13 protein-coding genes are annotated in these 14,018 nt (G+C 70.0%); 7 read left to right on the top strand and 6 right to left on the bottom strand.

Annotated features, from left to right (window positions below; translation table 11 throughout):
• The 3 genes from ACWCOV_RS30655 to ACWCOV_RS30645 all read right to left on the bottom strand — a co-directional run.
• Window positions 1–1,441: DUF2510 domain-containing protein (locus tag ACWCOV_RS30655; RefSeq protein WP_449832808.1), on the bottom strand; the 1,441-nt coding region annotated here is incomplete at its 3' end.
• Window positions 1,442–1,492: 51 nt separating this feature from the next.
• Complete coding sequence (locus tag ACWCOV_RS30650; protein WP_360469428.1) at window positions 1,493–1,780, bottom strand: Lrp/AsnC family transcriptional regulator; 288 nt, start codon at window positions 1,778–1,780, stop codon at window positions 1,493–1,495.
• A 145-nt stretch (window positions 1,781–1,925) separates the two neighbouring features.
• On the bottom strand, window positions 1,926–3,707 hold the full coding sequence (locus tag ACWCOV_RS30645; RefSeq protein ID WP_449832807.1) for a DEDD exonuclease domain-containing protein: 1,782 nt from the start codon (window positions 3,705–3,707) through the stop codon (window positions 1,926–1,928).
• Window positions 3,708–3,893: 186 nt separating this feature from the next.
• On the opposite strand from ACWCOV_RS30645, the gene ACWCOV_RS30640 reads away from it, so the two are divergent.
• The 7 genes from ACWCOV_RS30640 (at window position 3,894) to ACWCOV_RS30610 (ending at window position 12,092) form a co-directional block, all read left to right on the top strand.
• Window positions 3,894–5,204, top strand: a complete 1,311-nt coding sequence (locus ACWCOV_RS30640; RefSeq protein ID WP_449832806.1) for an NYN domain-containing protein — start codon at window positions 3,894–3,896, stop codon at window positions 5,202–5,204.
• Window positions 5,205–5,313: 109 nt separating this feature from the next.
• A complete protein-coding gene (locus ACWCOV_RS30635; protein ID WP_449832805.1) occupies window positions 5,314–5,532 on the top strand; it encodes a hypothetical protein in 219 nt (72 codons plus the stop codon).
• Between the two features lie 216 nt (window positions 5,533–5,748).
• Window positions 5,749–6,798, top strand: a complete 1,050-nt coding sequence (locus ACWCOV_RS30630; protein WP_449832804.1) for an NlpC/P60 family protein — start codon at window positions 5,749–5,751, stop codon at window positions 6,796–6,798.
• 140 nt (window positions 6,799–6,938) lie between these two features.
• Window positions 6,939–8,369: a hypothetical protein gene (locus tag ACWCOV_RS30625; RefSeq protein WP_449832803.1), complete on the top strand. Its 1,431-nt coding sequence runs from the start codon at window positions 6,939–6,941 to the stop codon at window positions 8,367–8,369.
• Window positions 8,362–9,606: a M48 family metallopeptidase gene (locus tag ACWCOV_RS30620; RefSeq protein ID WP_449832802.1), complete on the top strand. Its 1,245-nt coding sequence runs from the start codon at window positions 8,362–8,364 to the stop codon at window positions 9,604–9,606. The genes ACWCOV_RS30625 and ACWCOV_RS30620 overlap by 8 nt, the downstream gene beginning before the upstream one ends.
• On the top strand, window positions 9,603–10,721 hold the full coding sequence (locus tag ACWCOV_RS30615; RefSeq protein ID WP_449832801.1) for a glycosyltransferase family 4 protein: 1,119 nt from the start codon (window positions 9,603–9,605) through the stop codon (window positions 10,719–10,721). Before ACWCOV_RS30620 ends, ACWCOV_RS30615 begins: the two co-directional genes overlap by 4 nt.
• Window positions 10,722–10,916: 195 nt before the next feature.
• Window positions 10,917–12,092: an alanine--tRNA ligase-related protein gene (locus tag ACWCOV_RS30610; protein WP_449832800.1), complete on the top strand. Its 1,176-nt coding sequence runs from the start codon at window positions 10,917–10,919 to the stop codon at window positions 12,090–12,092.
• Between the two features lie 55 nt (window positions 12,093–12,147).
• Here ACWCOV_RS30610 and ACWCOV_RS30605 read toward each other — a convergent pair whose 3' ends face one another.
• From ACWCOV_RS30605 to ACWCOV_RS30595, 3 genes are all read right to left on the bottom strand, one after another.
• The gene (locus ACWCOV_RS30605; protein ID WP_449832799.1) at window positions 12,148–13,116 is read right to left on the bottom strand and encodes an EamA family transporter; all 969 of its coding nucleotides are present in this window, start codon (window positions 13,114–13,116) and stop codon (window positions 12,148–12,150) included.
• A gap of 46 nt (window positions 13,117–13,162) precedes the next feature.
• Window positions 13,163–13,810 carry a hypothetical protein gene (locus ACWCOV_RS30600; RefSeq protein ID WP_449832798.1) on the bottom strand — a complete coding sequence of 216 codons (648 nt, stop codon included), beginning with the start codon at window positions 13,808–13,810 and terminating at the stop codon, window positions 13,163–13,165.
• Between the two features lie 8 nt (window positions 13,811–13,818).
• The coding region (locus tag ACWCOV_RS30595; protein ID WP_449832797.1) for a winged helix-turn-helix domain-containing protein at window positions 13,819–14,018 on the bottom strand (200 nt) is incomplete at its 5' end.

The raw sequence follows: 14,018 nt of genomic DNA, 5'->3' as shown, positions 1-14,018 counted from the left end.
GCTCACCCCATGCGGTAGCCGCGGCCTGCTGCCCGGCGTCTCCCTGCTCACCCCACGCGGTACCAGCGCCCTGCTGCCCGGCGCCTCCCTGCTCACCCCACGCGCTGCTCGTGCCCTGCTGGTTGGTCTGCTGTTCCCCCCAACCGCTCGTGGTTCCGTGCTGTGCAGATGCTTGCTGGTCGCCCCAGCCACTGGTCGCACTGTGCTGGCCGGAGTCCTGCTGCTCGCCCCAGCCGCCGGTCGTCCCGTGCTGCGCAGACTCCTGCTGCTCGCCCCAGCCCGTTGCCGCGGGCTGCTGCTGGGTGGCTTGCTGCTCACCCCACGCGGTGGTTGCCCCGGCCTGCTCGGCGGTCGGCTGTTGACCCCAGGCGCTGGTCGACCCGCTCTGCGCGGATGTTGGCTGTTCGCCCCAGCCGCCAGTTGCACCTTGCTGCCCGGAGTTCTGCGGTACGCCCCAACCGGCTCCCGCGGTCTGCTGCTGGGGGTCTTGCTGGTCGCCTGACGTGGTGCCCTGTTGGGCGGAGGTTTGCTGGTCGCCCCAGCCGGTGCCCGCGCTCTGCTGCTGGGTGCCTTGCTGGTCGGCGGTTTGCTGGTCGCCCCATGGGATGGCTGTGCCCTGCTGGCTGGCGCCTTGCTGTTCACCCCATGCGGTGGTCGGCTCGTGCTGCGCAGGGTTCTGCTGCTGCTCTCCCCATGCGGCGGTTGTCGCCGGTTGGTCGGACTGCTGGTTGCCCCAGTCGGTGGCCGCGCCCTGCTGGGGCGAGGATTGCTGTTCGCCCCAGGTGCCAGCTGTCTCGTGCTGCGCGGACGGCTGCTCGCCCCAGCCGGTTCCCGCGGTTTGCTGCTGGTCGCCCCAGGTGGGTGCGCCGTTGGTGGCTTGCGGGTCGGCCGCGGTGGGGGTGGGATCTTGTTGGGTGCCCCAACCCTGTGTGGTGTCGTCTGCGGGCTGCTGGGTGCCCCAGGCGTGAGGGTCTTGGTCGGGTTGCTGGACGCCCCAGGTCTCCTGGGTTCGGGTGCTGGGTTGGGGGGTCCAGTTGCCTTCCTGGTCCAGGTCGATCGGTTGGGTGTCTTCGGCTGGCGTCGGGGCCAGCTTCAACTTCGAGGCCTGTTGCTCGGGGGCATGGTCTTCCGCGGGGAGTTCCTGCTGGGTCCAGTGGTTTGGGGGGCCGGGGGCGATGACGGGCGCATTCCAGGTGGCGCGTGCGCGCTCGAAGGGGGTGCGGCCGTCGTCCTCCGCGGGGGCGGGGTCCTTGGTGAGCGTGGTCCAACCGGACTCTGGGGACCACTCGCTTCGAGTGGAGTCAGAGGAGGCGGCCGGCGTGGGCTGCTGCGAGAGGTCTTCCTTCTCGGTGCGGTTGGTCCACTGCGTCCCGTTCCACCAGCGAATGGTGTTCGGCTGGCCGGTGGGGTCCGGATACCAGCCCGCGGGAGGGTTACTCATGCGTTCACCGTAACTTCAGCTCGTGTCAGCAGGGCCGTGCTTTCCCAGCCCTCAGACACCGTCCTCCTGACCCAGGCTGAAGGCGGCCTCGAGGTCGTGCGTCGAGTACGCGCGGAACGCGATGTGCGTCTCGGTGCTGAGTACGCCGGCCACCCGGTTCACCTTCTCCGGGATGACGGTGGCCAGGTCGTCGTGGTGCGCGACCCGGACCATCGCGATCAGGTCGAGCCCGCCGGTGACGGAGTACACCTCGCTGACGCCCTCGATCGCCGCCACCTGCTCGGCGACCTCCGGGATGCGCGCGACGTCGGCCTTGATGAACACGATCGCGGTGACCATGCCGTCCTCTCCTCGAATCACACCTGAACCCGCTGAAGCATAGTGCGGCCGACCCCCAAACTCGGTGTCCAGGAGCATCCGGTACGACGCACCGACCGAGCCCGCCCGTTCCCGGCTCAGCCCGGCGCGACCGGGTCGAGCAGAGTCAGCCGGCTCGGGCCGGGCCGAGGGGGCGGAGCCGGCGCCGGCGTTCGGTGGGGTGGTGGTGGTCCTCGGAGTGGGCGTTGTCGAGGCGGGTGAGGTGGCGGCCGGCGCCGGAGACGGGGCAGGTCCAGGTGCCGTCCATCTCGACCAGCCGAATGCCCGGCTGGTCGAGCCAGCGGAGGACCAGCTCGATCTCCTCGGGGGAGGCGGACGCGACCGGGCCGATGCCGGGGAGGACGGTCTCGGCGGAGGCGCGGAGCATGTCGAGGTAGCGCCGCGGGTCCGTCCCGCGCGGGCTGATCCCGGCCGCCGCGAGCCGCCCGCGGCGGATCACGTGCAGCTCCCACCCGCCGTCGTCGGTCCGCCGCGCCGCGCAGATCTCCGCGCACCCCGTCACCGACGCCATTCGCTGCATCCGCGCCGAGCTCCGCACGAACGCGCTCAGCCGATCCCGGTGTACGGCGGCATCCTCGAACCGCTCGTCCGCCGACAGGATGTCGATCCGCCGGTCCAGCGCCTCGACCACCGGGGTCGGGTCGGTCGTCAGCGCCGTCCGCAGCGACGTCACGAACTCGCCGTACGAGTCCGCCGAGATCCGCCCGTCGCACGGCGCCACGCACCGGCCCATCTCGGCCAGCACGCACGGCGACAACTGCGGGTGCCGCGACATCCGCGCGGTGCACTGCCGGATCGGGTACGCCTCGTGCAGCGCCGCCATCGCCCGCTCGGCCGTCTTCCGCGAGCTGAACGGGCCGAGGTACCCGGCGTCGTCGTCGCGCACCTGTTTCACCAGCGACAGCCGCGGAAACGGTTCAACGGTGACCTTCAGCCAGTGTTGCCGTTCCGGGAACTTCGAGCGCCGGTTGTACCGCGGCTTGTGCTCCGCGATCAGCCGCAGCTCGCGCACCTCGGCCTCGAGCGACGTCCCGCACTCGATCCCGCGCACGCCGCTGGCGATGCCGACCATCTCGCCGATCCGCGAGCGGGTCTCGGAGGCGGTGAAGTACGACCGGACCCGGTTCCGCAGGTCCTTCGACTTGCCGACGTACAGCACCTCGCCGCGGTCGTCGGTGAACAGGTACACACCTGGTGCGTGCGGCAACGTTTCGGCCAGGTGCCGCTTGGCGCGCACGGCCGGCGCGACCCGCGACGAGAACGTCTGCAGGTCCTCCAGCGTCTGCACACCGAGCGACCCGACCCGCTCGAACAAGCCGTGCAGCACGTCGACTGTCGCACGAGCATCCGACAACGCGCGGTGGTTCGGCGTCGTTCGCGCGCGGAACAGCTTGGCCAGCGTCCCGAGCTTGCAGTTCGGCGCCTCGTCCGGCGTGATCACGCGGCGGGCCAGCAGCGCGGTGTCGACGACGGTGAAGTCCGGCCAGTCGTACCCGTGCACCAGACTCTCGTGCTTCAGGAAGCCCATGTCGAACGGCGCGTTGTGCGCCACCATCACGCAGCCGTGCGCGAACTCCAGGAACGCCGGCAGCACCGACTCGATCCGCGGTGACGAGGCAACCATCCCGTTGGTGATGCCGGTCAGTATGGCGATGAACGGCGGGATCGGGTCGGACGGGTTGACCAGCGTCTGGAACTCGCCGACCACCTCGCCGCTGCGCACCTTGACCGCGCCGATCTCGGTGATCCCCGACTCGCCGGGCGCGCCGCCGGTGGTCTCCAGGTCGACGACGCAGAACGTGACGTCGCGCAACGGCGTCCCGAGGTCGTCGAAACTCGGCTGCACACCACGAATCGGCGTGAGCTGGTCCGGGGCCGGGCTGGTCATGGCAACGACGCTAAGAGTCGCCACCGACAATTCCGCAGGTGACACGCGTGAGAGTCGACTAGGCTCTCTGTATGCGTACACAGGCGATCACCGCGAATCCGGCCCAGCTGCCGGGCAGCTGTGGTCTGCGTCACTGGCCCAGCGCTTCGTGCAGCCAGACCACCGTTCGGGCCGGACTGCGGGCCGGTGACTGAGGCAGGCACCGCCGCGAGCTCCGCCGCTACCTCTTTGCCCGAACCGGTCCGGCAACGCGTTCTCGCCCTCGCCGCGCAGGCTCTCGGCCAGTTGCCGGCGACCGACATCCCGCCGCCGCTGCGCCGGTTCGCCAGTTTCGCGCCGGCCAAACGGGCCAAGCTCTCGGCGTCCGTCCTCGGCCCGATCCTGGAGACCGACGACCACTTCCGGAAGCTCACGGCCTTCGAGGTACGGCGCGAGCACCCGGAGCTCGGGGACGCGGTCGCCGACGGCGTACCGGTCCCGGCCGCAGACCCCGTCGAAGTCGCCGCCCTCGCTTACCTGCTCCGCCCCGACGACTGGGAGCAGCACGTGGCCGCAGCGGCCGCCCAGGTGCCCGTCGAGGCGCCACGCGCGGCCGAGGAGGCAGTCAACCGGCTGTCCGACCAGCTCGACCAGGCGCGCACCGAAACCCGGCAAGTCCGTGAACGCCTCCGCGAACAGGTCAACGAGCTCAAGGCCGAGAACGTCACGCTGCGCCGCAAACTCAACGAGGCGCGCCAGCGGATCAGCGGCCTGCAGAGCGAGCTCGAAGAACGCACCACCCAGGCGGAGACAGCCGACGAACGCGTCGACGCCGCCCGCGCCGAAGTCGAACGTGAGCTGCGCAAGCTCCGCGCCCGCATCACCGAGCTCGAAGCAGTCGAACACGCGGCACGCCGTACGGCGGGCCAGGAACGCGAGCTCGCGTCGACGCGGACCAGACTGCTCCTGGACACGTTGCTCGAGGCAGCAAGCGGACTGCGTCGCGAGCTGGCCCTGCCACCCGGGGGAGAGCTCCGACCGGCCGACACCGTGGCCGGCACGGAGCCCGAGGCCGCCCCGGTCGGGCGTACGGCGCCTGACGACGACCCGGCGTTGTTCGACGAGTTGCTGGCGTTGCCGCAGGTGCATCTGATCATCGACGGCTACAACGTGACGAAGACCGCATGGCCCAACTCGCCGCTGCACTCGCAGCGTCAGCGGCTCGTCACAGCGTTGGGCGCGCTCGTCGCTCAACGTCGCATCGAGGTGACCGTGGTGTTCGACGGCGCCGAGCTTTCGGGCCCGGTGCAACTGAATCCGCCTCGCGGGGTGCGGGTGCGGTTCAGCCCGGCCGGCGTGATCGCCGACGAGGTGATCCGGCAACTGGTGCGGGCCGAGCCGCCGGGCCGCCCGGTCGTGGTCGTCTCCACCGACCGCGAAGTTGCCGAAAGCATCATCAAGATGGGCGCCCGGGCTTTGTCCGCGACCACGCTGATCGGCCGGATCGCCCGCGCCTGACCACGAAAACTGTCGGAGCCGCCCTCTAGCGTCCTTCTCAGCCGGATGCAAGTCCGGATGCTTCCCCACTTTGGAGGACGTTGTGCTGATCGACTGCGACGCTTGTGTGATGCGGGGTCCAGGCTGCCAGGACTGCGTGGTCACCGTGGTCCTGGGCTTCTCGGCCGAACGGGCCGGCACGCTGCGGATCGACGACGACGAGAAGGCCGCGCTGGACGCGCTCGCCGAGTCCGGCCTGGTGCCACCGCTACGCCTGGTCCACGCCGTCAGCAGCATCGATCCGGAAACCCCTGACGGGGCAGGCGAAACGGTCGTTGGGCTGGGGTGACGCTTCGTTAATTTTCGATCAAACCCGAGGGGCGAATTGCACCGGTCACGAAACGGTCACTACTGTTACCTCTCGTTGCCTCAGGGTGTCGGTCGATCAGACCGACCGGGCAGCACGAAGCCGATGGGTGACCCGCCAGGTCCCGCAGTGTAAGTTCCGCTGCAGCCGGCGTGGTCAATGGGGACGGCGCGAGCAGACGAAGGGATCGACCGGGCTGTGGCCAGCGGACGCATCAACCGCACCAAGGGAATCGCCCTCGCCGCCATCACCAGCACGGCAGTCGCCGCGGGTGTGTTCTTGATCCAGACGGGTGCGGACGCCGATCCGGCGCCGACCCTGGATCAGGCGAAGAAGCAGGTCGCGGCGCTGCAGCACAAGGCCGAGCAGGCCGGTGAGTCTGCGAACGACCTGCGCGGCCAGATCGGCGCCTCGCAGGCCCGGGTGAAGGCTTTGCAGGCTGCCATCGGCAAGCAGCAGGGCCAGGTCGACGCGGTGAAGAAACAGATCGGTTCGCTCGCGGTCGCCGGCTACCAGACCTCCGGGATGACGACGACGGCGCAGCTGCTGCTGTCGACGAACCCCGACCAGTTCCTCAGCCAGGCCTCGACCGCCCAGGCGTTCGCCGGCCAGCAGAACTCGGCGCTCCGCCGCTACCAGCAGGCCCAGGGCAAGCTGACCGACCTGCAGGCCAGTGAGCAGACCGAGCTGTCCGCGCTGCAGGCCGTGCAGGCCCAGCAGGACGCGCTGAAGAAGCAGATCCAGACCAACCTGGACGCCGCCGAGAAGGTGCTCGACAAGCTCAGCGACGAGGAGCGGGCCCGGATCCAGGCGGAGAACGAGAAGGAAGCCGAGGAGGCCCGGGACGAGCGCCCGAGCCGGGACGGCGACCGGATGGACGACCTGCCGGTGCCGGCCAACGGCCGCGCCGGGATCGCGATCCAGGCCGCGATGGCACAGCTCGGCGACCCCTACGTCTGGGGTGCCGAGGGTCCGGACTCGTTCGACTGCTCCGGCCTGATGCTGTACGCCTGGGGCAAGGCCGGCGTCTCGCTGTCGCACTCCTCGAAGGCGCAGGCCAGTGAGGGCCGCCGGGTCAGCAAGAGCCAGCTGATGCCGGGTGACCTGGTGTTCTACTACTCGCCGATCAGCCACGTCGGGATGTACATCGGCAACGGCCGGATCGTGCACGCGAGCCGTCCGGGCAAGCCGGTGAAGACCGACCCGATCGACCTGATGCCGTACAACACCGCCGTCCGGCCGGGCTGAACCCATCCCTTGTCATACTCGTCGGCTCCGGGGTCTCACCCCCGGAGCCGAGTCGTTTCGCCACCGTCCGGGTGCTCTACTGTCAGAGGAGGCACGTAGTGTCCCGCCTGACTGGGGCAGGTGAGCAGCGAGGGGCCGAGGTGATCGACGAACAGGGCGACACGGTGCCCCTCCCGGCGGTACCACCCGCCGAGGACCGCGCGCAGCCCACCGAGCGACTGGCCGGTGGGGGCCGAGTCCCGCCCACCGTCGGCCCGATCGTCAAGAAGGTCGCGCTCGGCGTCTCGATCTGCCTGGTCGCCGTCGCCGGGTACGCCGGGCTCCGCCAGATCGCGGACGCGCCGGCCGACCCCGGTGCGCCGGTCATCGCGGAGTCCCCGCAGACCTCGACCACCCCGGACGAAGCCGCCGAGGGAGTACGGCGAGCCTCCGTCGGCGGCGCGGTGTTGCAGAAGATGGCCGCCGCGGTCGAGGACGACAGCCGGTCCGCCTTCCTGGCCACCATCGATCCGAAGTCGACCGAGTTCCGCACCGGCGCGCGCACGATCTTCGCGAACCTCGGCAAGCTCCCGCTCGGCAGCTTCCAGCTCCGCTACGTCAGCGACGACACGGCCGCGCTCAGCCCGGACCGCCAGACTGAGCTTGGCGGCACCGAGTCCTGGCTCGCCCAGGTCGAGGTCTCCTGGCAGCTCACCGGGTACGACGCCAAGCCGGCCCGCGAAACCCTGCCGGTGACGTTCGTCACCCGCGACGGGACGACGTACGCCGCCTCGTTCTCGGAGCGGTTCGTGGCCGGTCAACGCCGCCCGGTCTGGGCGCTCGGCCCGATCGACGTGGCCAAGGGTGATCACAGCCTGGTGATCAGCCTGGACTCGGCGGCGGACGCGGAAGGCTACGTGTCCGTCACGGATCGTGCGGTCGACGCGGTCAGCAAGGTCTGGGGCCGGAGCTGGCGGCAGAAGGTCGTCGTCTACCTGCCCGCCAAGCAGGCCCAGATGGAGTACGTGCTCGGCGCGCAGCCGAACACCTACACCCAGATCGCCGCTGTCACGATGGCGGAGCTGGATTCGCCACAAGTGGGCGCGCCGGTGCGGATCGTGGCCAATCCGAAGCTGTTCGACGAGCTCGGCAAGCAGGGCCGCCGGATCGTGCTGACCCACGAGACCACCCATGTCGCGTCGACAGCGACCGCCTCGCCGGTGCCGTTGTGGCTGGCCGAGGGTTTCGCCGACTACGTCGCGTTCACCGCCGTACCCGTGCAGGACGAGTCGGCGGCGAAGGAGCTGTTCAAGGCGGTCCGGGCCGGCAAGGTGCCGTCCGCGCTGCCGGCGCCGGAGGCGTTCGCCGCGTCGTCGGCCGAGCTGCCTCAGGCCTACGAGTCGGCCTGGCTCGCCTGTCGGCTGATCGCCGAGCGCGAGGGGCAGAGCAAGCTGGTGAGGTTCTACCGGGCCGTGCACGCGTCGAAGACCTCGGCCGGCCTGGCCGACGCCTTCAAGTCCGTGCTCGGCATGACCGAGCAGGAGTTCGTCGCCGAGTGGCAGCAGTACCTCAAGAGGCTCGCCGGTGTCTGAGCCGGCGGCCCGCTGGGCGCCGCCGGTGGCCGCCGTCGTCCTCGCCGCCGCACTGGTCGCTGTCATCGTCGTCACGACGCCCTGGCACCTGATCGACGTACCCGAACCGGACGCGACGTTGGACTTCACCTCCGCCGAGATCGCCCGACAGAACGCGTTCCGGCACGAGCTGCTGCCGTGGTCGACCACCTCGTGGGTGCTGTCGCTGCTGGTCCCGCTGGTGATCGGCTTCAGCGCGCTCGGCCGCCGCCTGTACGACGCGATCCGCACCCGCCGGTGGTACGTCGCCGTACCGGTGCTCGTGTTCGGTCTCGGGCTGCTCGCCAGCGTGGTCACCGTGCCGACCGACGTGATGGCTGAGCGGGTGACCCGGAAGTACGGCCTGTCCGTGCAGGACTGGGGGCTGTGGACCCGGGACCGCGCGGTCAACTGGCTGCTGATGTCGCTCGCGCTGGCCGTGATCGCGGTCGGCCTGATCGCGCTGGCCAAACGCTACCGCACCTGGTGGTGGCTGCCTGCGGCCATCGCCGGCGCGGTGCTGGTGCTCGGAGTGTCGTACGCGTACCCGGTCCTGGTCGAGCCGAGGTTCAACGAGTTCACCTCGATGCCGGCCGGGCCGCAGCGCGACGACTTCATGAAGCTGGCCGCGGACGACGGCGTGCCGGTCAGGGACGTGCTGGTCGCGGACGCGTCGAAGCGCACAACCGCCTTGAATGCTTACGTTTCCGGCTTCGGGTCGACCCGCCGGCTGGTCGTCTACGACACGCTGCTGAAGGACGCGCCACCCGCGCAGGTCCGGCTGGTCGTCGCGCACGAGCTCGGGCACGCGGCCGAGGACGACGTACTGCACGGCACCCTGATCGGCGTGCTCGGCACCGCCTTCGCGGTCGTTCTGCTGCGATTGTTGCTCGGGGCCCGGATGTCCGACCCGCGCCGGACCGCCCTGCTGCTGGCCCTGATCGTCGCCGGTACGACGCTGGCCGCCCCGGTGCAGAACCTGGTCAGCCGCCGGATCGAGGCCCGCGCGGACTATCACTCGCTGCGGCTGACGAACGACCCGAGCAACTTCGTCGCGATGCAGCACGGCCTGGCCGTGACCAACATCTCCGGGCTGAACCCGCGCCGCTGGCGGTACTGGATGTTCGCCAGCCACCCGACCGCACCGGAGCGGATCGCGATGGGCCGCGCCTGGGGAGCCGAGGACGGCACGCCGGTGCCGCCGCTGGTCCGCCGATGACCGTCCTCGTCGTCACCAACGACTTCCCACCCCGTCAGGGCGGGATCGAGACCTTCGTCCGCTCGCTGTGCGACGAGTTGCCGGACCTCGTCGTCTACACGTCGCACGAGCCAGGAGACAAGGCGTACGACGCCACGCTGCCGTTCCCCGTGCTCCGCGACCGGACCACGATGTTGTTGCCAACGGCCCGGATCACGAGGAACGCCGTACGGCTGGCGAAGGAGCACAACGCGGATCGGGTGCTGTTCGGCGCGGCCGCGCCGCTCGGCCTGATGGGGCCGGCGCTTCGGCGGGCCGGGGCGCGGCGGATCGTCGCGATGACGCACGGGCACGAGACGTGGTGGGCCAACGTGCCCGGTGCGCGCCGGGCGCTGCGGCGGATCGGCGACGCGGCCGACACCCTGACGACGGTCTCGTCCTGGTGCGCGGACCGGATCGCGCCGGCGCTCTCACCAGCCGCCGTAGGACGGATGCGCCGGCTGACTCCTGGGGTCGACACCGACCGGTTCTTCCCGGGCTGCGGGGGAGAGCAGGTCCGCAAGGGACTCGGCCTCGAAGGTGTTCCGGTGGTCGCCTGCGTGTCGAGGCTGATCCCGCGCAAGGGACAGGACACGCTGATCCGCGCCTGGCCGCGGGTGCTGGCCGCCGTACCGTCCGCGGTCCTGCTGCTGGTCGGTGGCGGTCCGGATCGGGAACGGCTCGAAGGGCTCGCGGCGGCGCTCGGGGTGGCGAGTTCGGTGGTGTTCACCGGGCCGATCCCGTGGGCCGGCATTCCGCCGTACGTCGACGCCGCGGATGTGTTCGCGATGCCGTGCCGGACAAGGCGGTTCGGTCTCGAGCCGGAGGCCCTCGGGATCGTCACCCTCGAAGCGTCCGCCGCCGGCAAGCCGGTCGTGATCGGCGACTCCGGGGGAGCGGCCGACACCGTCCGGCACGGCGAGACCGGCTACCTGGTCGACCCGTACAACCCGCCCGCAGTCGCCGCCCGCCTGGTCGCACTCCTCACCGACCCGGCCAAGGCCGCCGCGATGGGCGTGGAAGGCCGGGCCTGGGCCCAGGAGCACTGGACCTGGTCACGCAGCGGAGCCACCCTCAGGGAATTGCTGGACATCTAGGTCCGGGATTCGTGTACTCTGGCCGACATGCACCGGATGTTCCGACTTGCCGCAGCCGTACGAGCTCATCGCTCTCCGGCTGCCGCGGCCTGACATCCTCCAACCTCCACCGGCGACCGGAAACGGTTCGCCGGTGTTGTTGTTTCCGCTCCCGGTGGTCCGGTTCCGGTCATTCAGAAAGACAGGACCAGAACCATGCAGACCAACGGAACCATCAGCAGGACCTTCATCGACTTCTTCCTCGACCGTGACCACGTGCCGACCACCGGGTCCACGCTCATCCCGCGCCTCGGTGATCCGGTGCTCTTCACGACCTCGGGGATGCATCCGCTGACGCCGTACCTGGAAGGCGAGCCCCATCCGCTGGGATCCAGACTCGTGGGCATCCAGCGATGCCTGCGAACCACCGATCTCGACGAGGTGGGGGATCCGACCCACCTGACCGTGTTCGAGATGCTCGGCTCGTGGTCGCTCGGCGACTACGGCAGCAGCCAGACGCTGCGCTGGGGCTACGAGCTGATGACCCAGGGCTTCGGGATCGACCCGAGCCGCTTGTACGTGACCGTGTTCGGCGGTGACGGCCAGGTGCCGATCGACCAGGAGTCGCTACGGACCTGGCAGGAGCTCGGGCTGCCGATCGAGCTGACCACCGAGGACAACTGGTGGTCGAACGGCCCGACCGGGCCGTGCGGACCCGACTCGGAGATCTTCGTGTGGACCGGCGAGGGTGACCCGGAGGGCACGCCGAGCACGGACAAGCGCTGGGTCGAGGTGTGGAACCACGTGATGATGCGCTACCGCCGCCTCGACGACGGATCGCTCGAGCCGTTGCAGCAGCAGAACATCGACACCGGGCTCGGCCTGGAGCGGCTGACGATGCTGCTGGAGGGCAAGGACTCGGTCTACGAGACCTCGCTGTTCGAGCCGTGGATGCGGATCGTGCCGGAGCTGTGGCGGCTGGACGAGCAGTCGCAGCGGATCGTCATCGACCACCTGCGGTCCAGCATCGTGATCGTCGGCGACGGCGTGTACCCGTCGAACACCGGTCGCGGCTACGTGCTGCGCCGGCTGATCCGCCGGGTGCTGACGCTGCTGTGGCGCGACGACGAGTCCCGGACGCTGTCCGACCTGCCGATGGAGCTGTTCGAGCACACGCTGCGGCACTTCCACCAGGGCGAGACGGTGACGCTGGTCCGCCGGATCCTGATCGACGAGGAGATTCGGTTCAGCAACCTGCTCGACCGCGGCCGCAAGGTGCTGAGCCACGAGCGCTTCCACAAGTCCCTCGAGGACACCGACTACGAGTACCTGCACGAGACCCACGGGCTGCCCCGGGAGCTGGTCGACTCCCTCCTGCAGCCCACGCTCTAGGCCGTCTTCACCGAACCGGTGCGTCTCACCGGCACGTGGGTGAGACGCACCGGGTTCAGACGCCGGCCGGGTCGAGCGTGCGCGGGGTGTCGGAGTCCGGGATCTCCGGGGGAGCGACCTTGCCGACCGAGAACTGGGCGACGAAGGCGCCGGCCAGCACGATCACGCCGCCGATGATCTGGTTGGTGCGCAGCGTCTCGTTCAGCAGGATCCAGGCGAAGATGCTCGCGGCAACGACCTCGACGTACGCCACCGCACCACCCACCGCGGCGGACAGCCGCTGAACCGCGGCGGCTCCGGCCAGGTAGGCCACGACCGTGCTGACGACGATCAGCCAGCCGGCCAGCACCCAACCGGGCGCGGAACGGTCGCCGATCGCGATCGTGTCGACCAGCGAGTGCCACGGAACACCCCAGGGCGCGGAGATCGCGGTCAGCACCACCGCGCCGACCACACTTCCGGCCGCGGTCATCACCAGTGGATCCGCGGCGCCGGTCAGCTTGTCGATCAGGATGAAGTACGTCGCCTGGCACGCAGCCGCACCGAGTCCGGCGACCAGGCCGACCACGTCCAGCTTCAGCCCGGACCAGATCTCCACGACGGTCGCGAGGCCGACCAGCGCGATCCCGACGCCGACCGCCGCCGACTTCGGCACCGCGATCTTCTGCCCGAACTTGAGCCACGCGACCACGAGCACCGGACCGGTGAACTCGAGCATCAGCGCGACCCCCACCGGCAGCCGGCTGGCCGCGATGAAGAACAGCGTCTGACAGCCGGCGATCCCGGTCAGGCCGTACATCACCAGCGCCCGCCACGACGACCGGGCGGCTCGCAGCCCGCTGAGGCCGCGGAAGATCAGCACGAGCGGGACGAGCAGGGCCGCGGCGCCCAGAATCCGCAGCCAGGCGGCCTGCTCAGGGGTGAAACCGGCCCCGATCAGCGCCTTGGCGAACGGCCCCGAACCACCGAACGTGACCGCCGAGAACACGGCGAAACCGAGCCCCACCGACTTCGTGCTGTACATGGGCATAACACTCTCATGCCCATTACATGGCTGTCGAGAGCCTTTCTCACAGGACGTTCACGGCGCGCGCCGCGACCACCGCGACGGTGAGCAACGAGACGGCCGACTGGACACCCATCAGCGTCTTCACCCGCGCGGTCAGCGGCATCGTGTCGGTCGGGCTGAACGCGGTCGCGGCGGTGAACGCGACGAACAGGTAGTCGGTGAACCCGGGCAGCCAGCGCTCCCAGCCCGGCAGGTCGACCGTCATCTGCGGAAACAGCAGGTCGGCCCGCTCCGCCTCCCGCTCGTGCTCGGGCGCCCGCGCGAACGGCCCACCGCGGTCCACCTCCCAGTACCAGACCCCGAACGCGACCACGTTCGTCACCCAGATGAGCAGCGCGGCCTTCACCAGCACCGGTCCGTCGTTCGCCTCACCGGAACTCAGGTAGACGATCAGTCCGGTCAGGTAGATCGCGTTGACGACCACCAGCACGCCGAGCAGCACCAGTTCGACCCACCGGAGCCAGGGCTCGTCCCGGCGCAGGTGGAACGGGTTCGCCCACACCAGCGGCAGCAGCAGCGCCGCACCGAGCGCCGGCATGATCCACCGCGGCAGCGCAATGATCTCGGTCGGCACGACCAGTTGCAGGACCAGAACGGTGACCACCGCCAGCGAAGCCGGCCACCGCCGAATGTGACGTGTGCTGTTCACCAGTGCATTTAACCAACGGACGCGTCGATCACCGCTTGACCTACTTCGGTACGGCGGTAGTGGACTTGATGACCCGTACGGCGGCGACTCGCGAGCCCAGCGTCGTACAAGGCGGCCAAGTGCTCGGCCACGGTCGCCAGCGCCAGCCCGTACTGCTCGGACAGCGCACTGGTCGTTGCGGGCGGGTCGAGCGCGACCAGGAGGGTTG

This window comes from Kribbella sp. NPDC002412, assembly GCF_053592935.1.
Note: the sequence above shows the minus strand (reverse complement) of the source record. Positions and strands in the feature narration are given on the sequence as shown.

What these genes read in the sequence shown, in the direction of transcription:
- ACWCOV_RS30650 (WP_360469428.1), bottom strand. Translation starts at nt 1,780, where the DNA reads ATGGTCACCGCGATCGTGTTCATCAAGGCCGACGTCGCGCGCATCCCG.
- ACWCOV_RS30645 (WP_449832807.1), bottom strand. Translation starts at nt 3,707, where the DNA reads ATGACCAGCCCGGCCCCGGACCAGCTCACGCCGATTCGTGGTGTGCAG.
- ACWCOV_RS30635 (WP_449832805.1), top strand. Translation starts at nt 5,314, where the DNA reads ATGCGGGGTCCAGGCTGCCAGGACTGCGTGGTCACCGTGGTCCTGGGC.
- ACWCOV_RS30615 (WP_449832801.1), top strand. Translation starts at nt 9,603, where the DNA reads ATGACCGTCCTCGTCGTCACCAACGACTTCCCACCCCGTCAGGGCGGG.
- ACWCOV_RS30610 (WP_449832800.1), top strand. Translation starts at nt 10,917, where the DNA reads ATGCAGACCAACGGAACCATCAGCAGGACCTTCATCGACTTCTTCCTC.
- ACWCOV_RS30605 (WP_449832799.1), bottom strand. Translation starts at nt 13,116, where the DNA reads ATGTACAGCACGAAGTCGGTGGGGCTCGGTTTCGCCGTGTTCTCGGCG.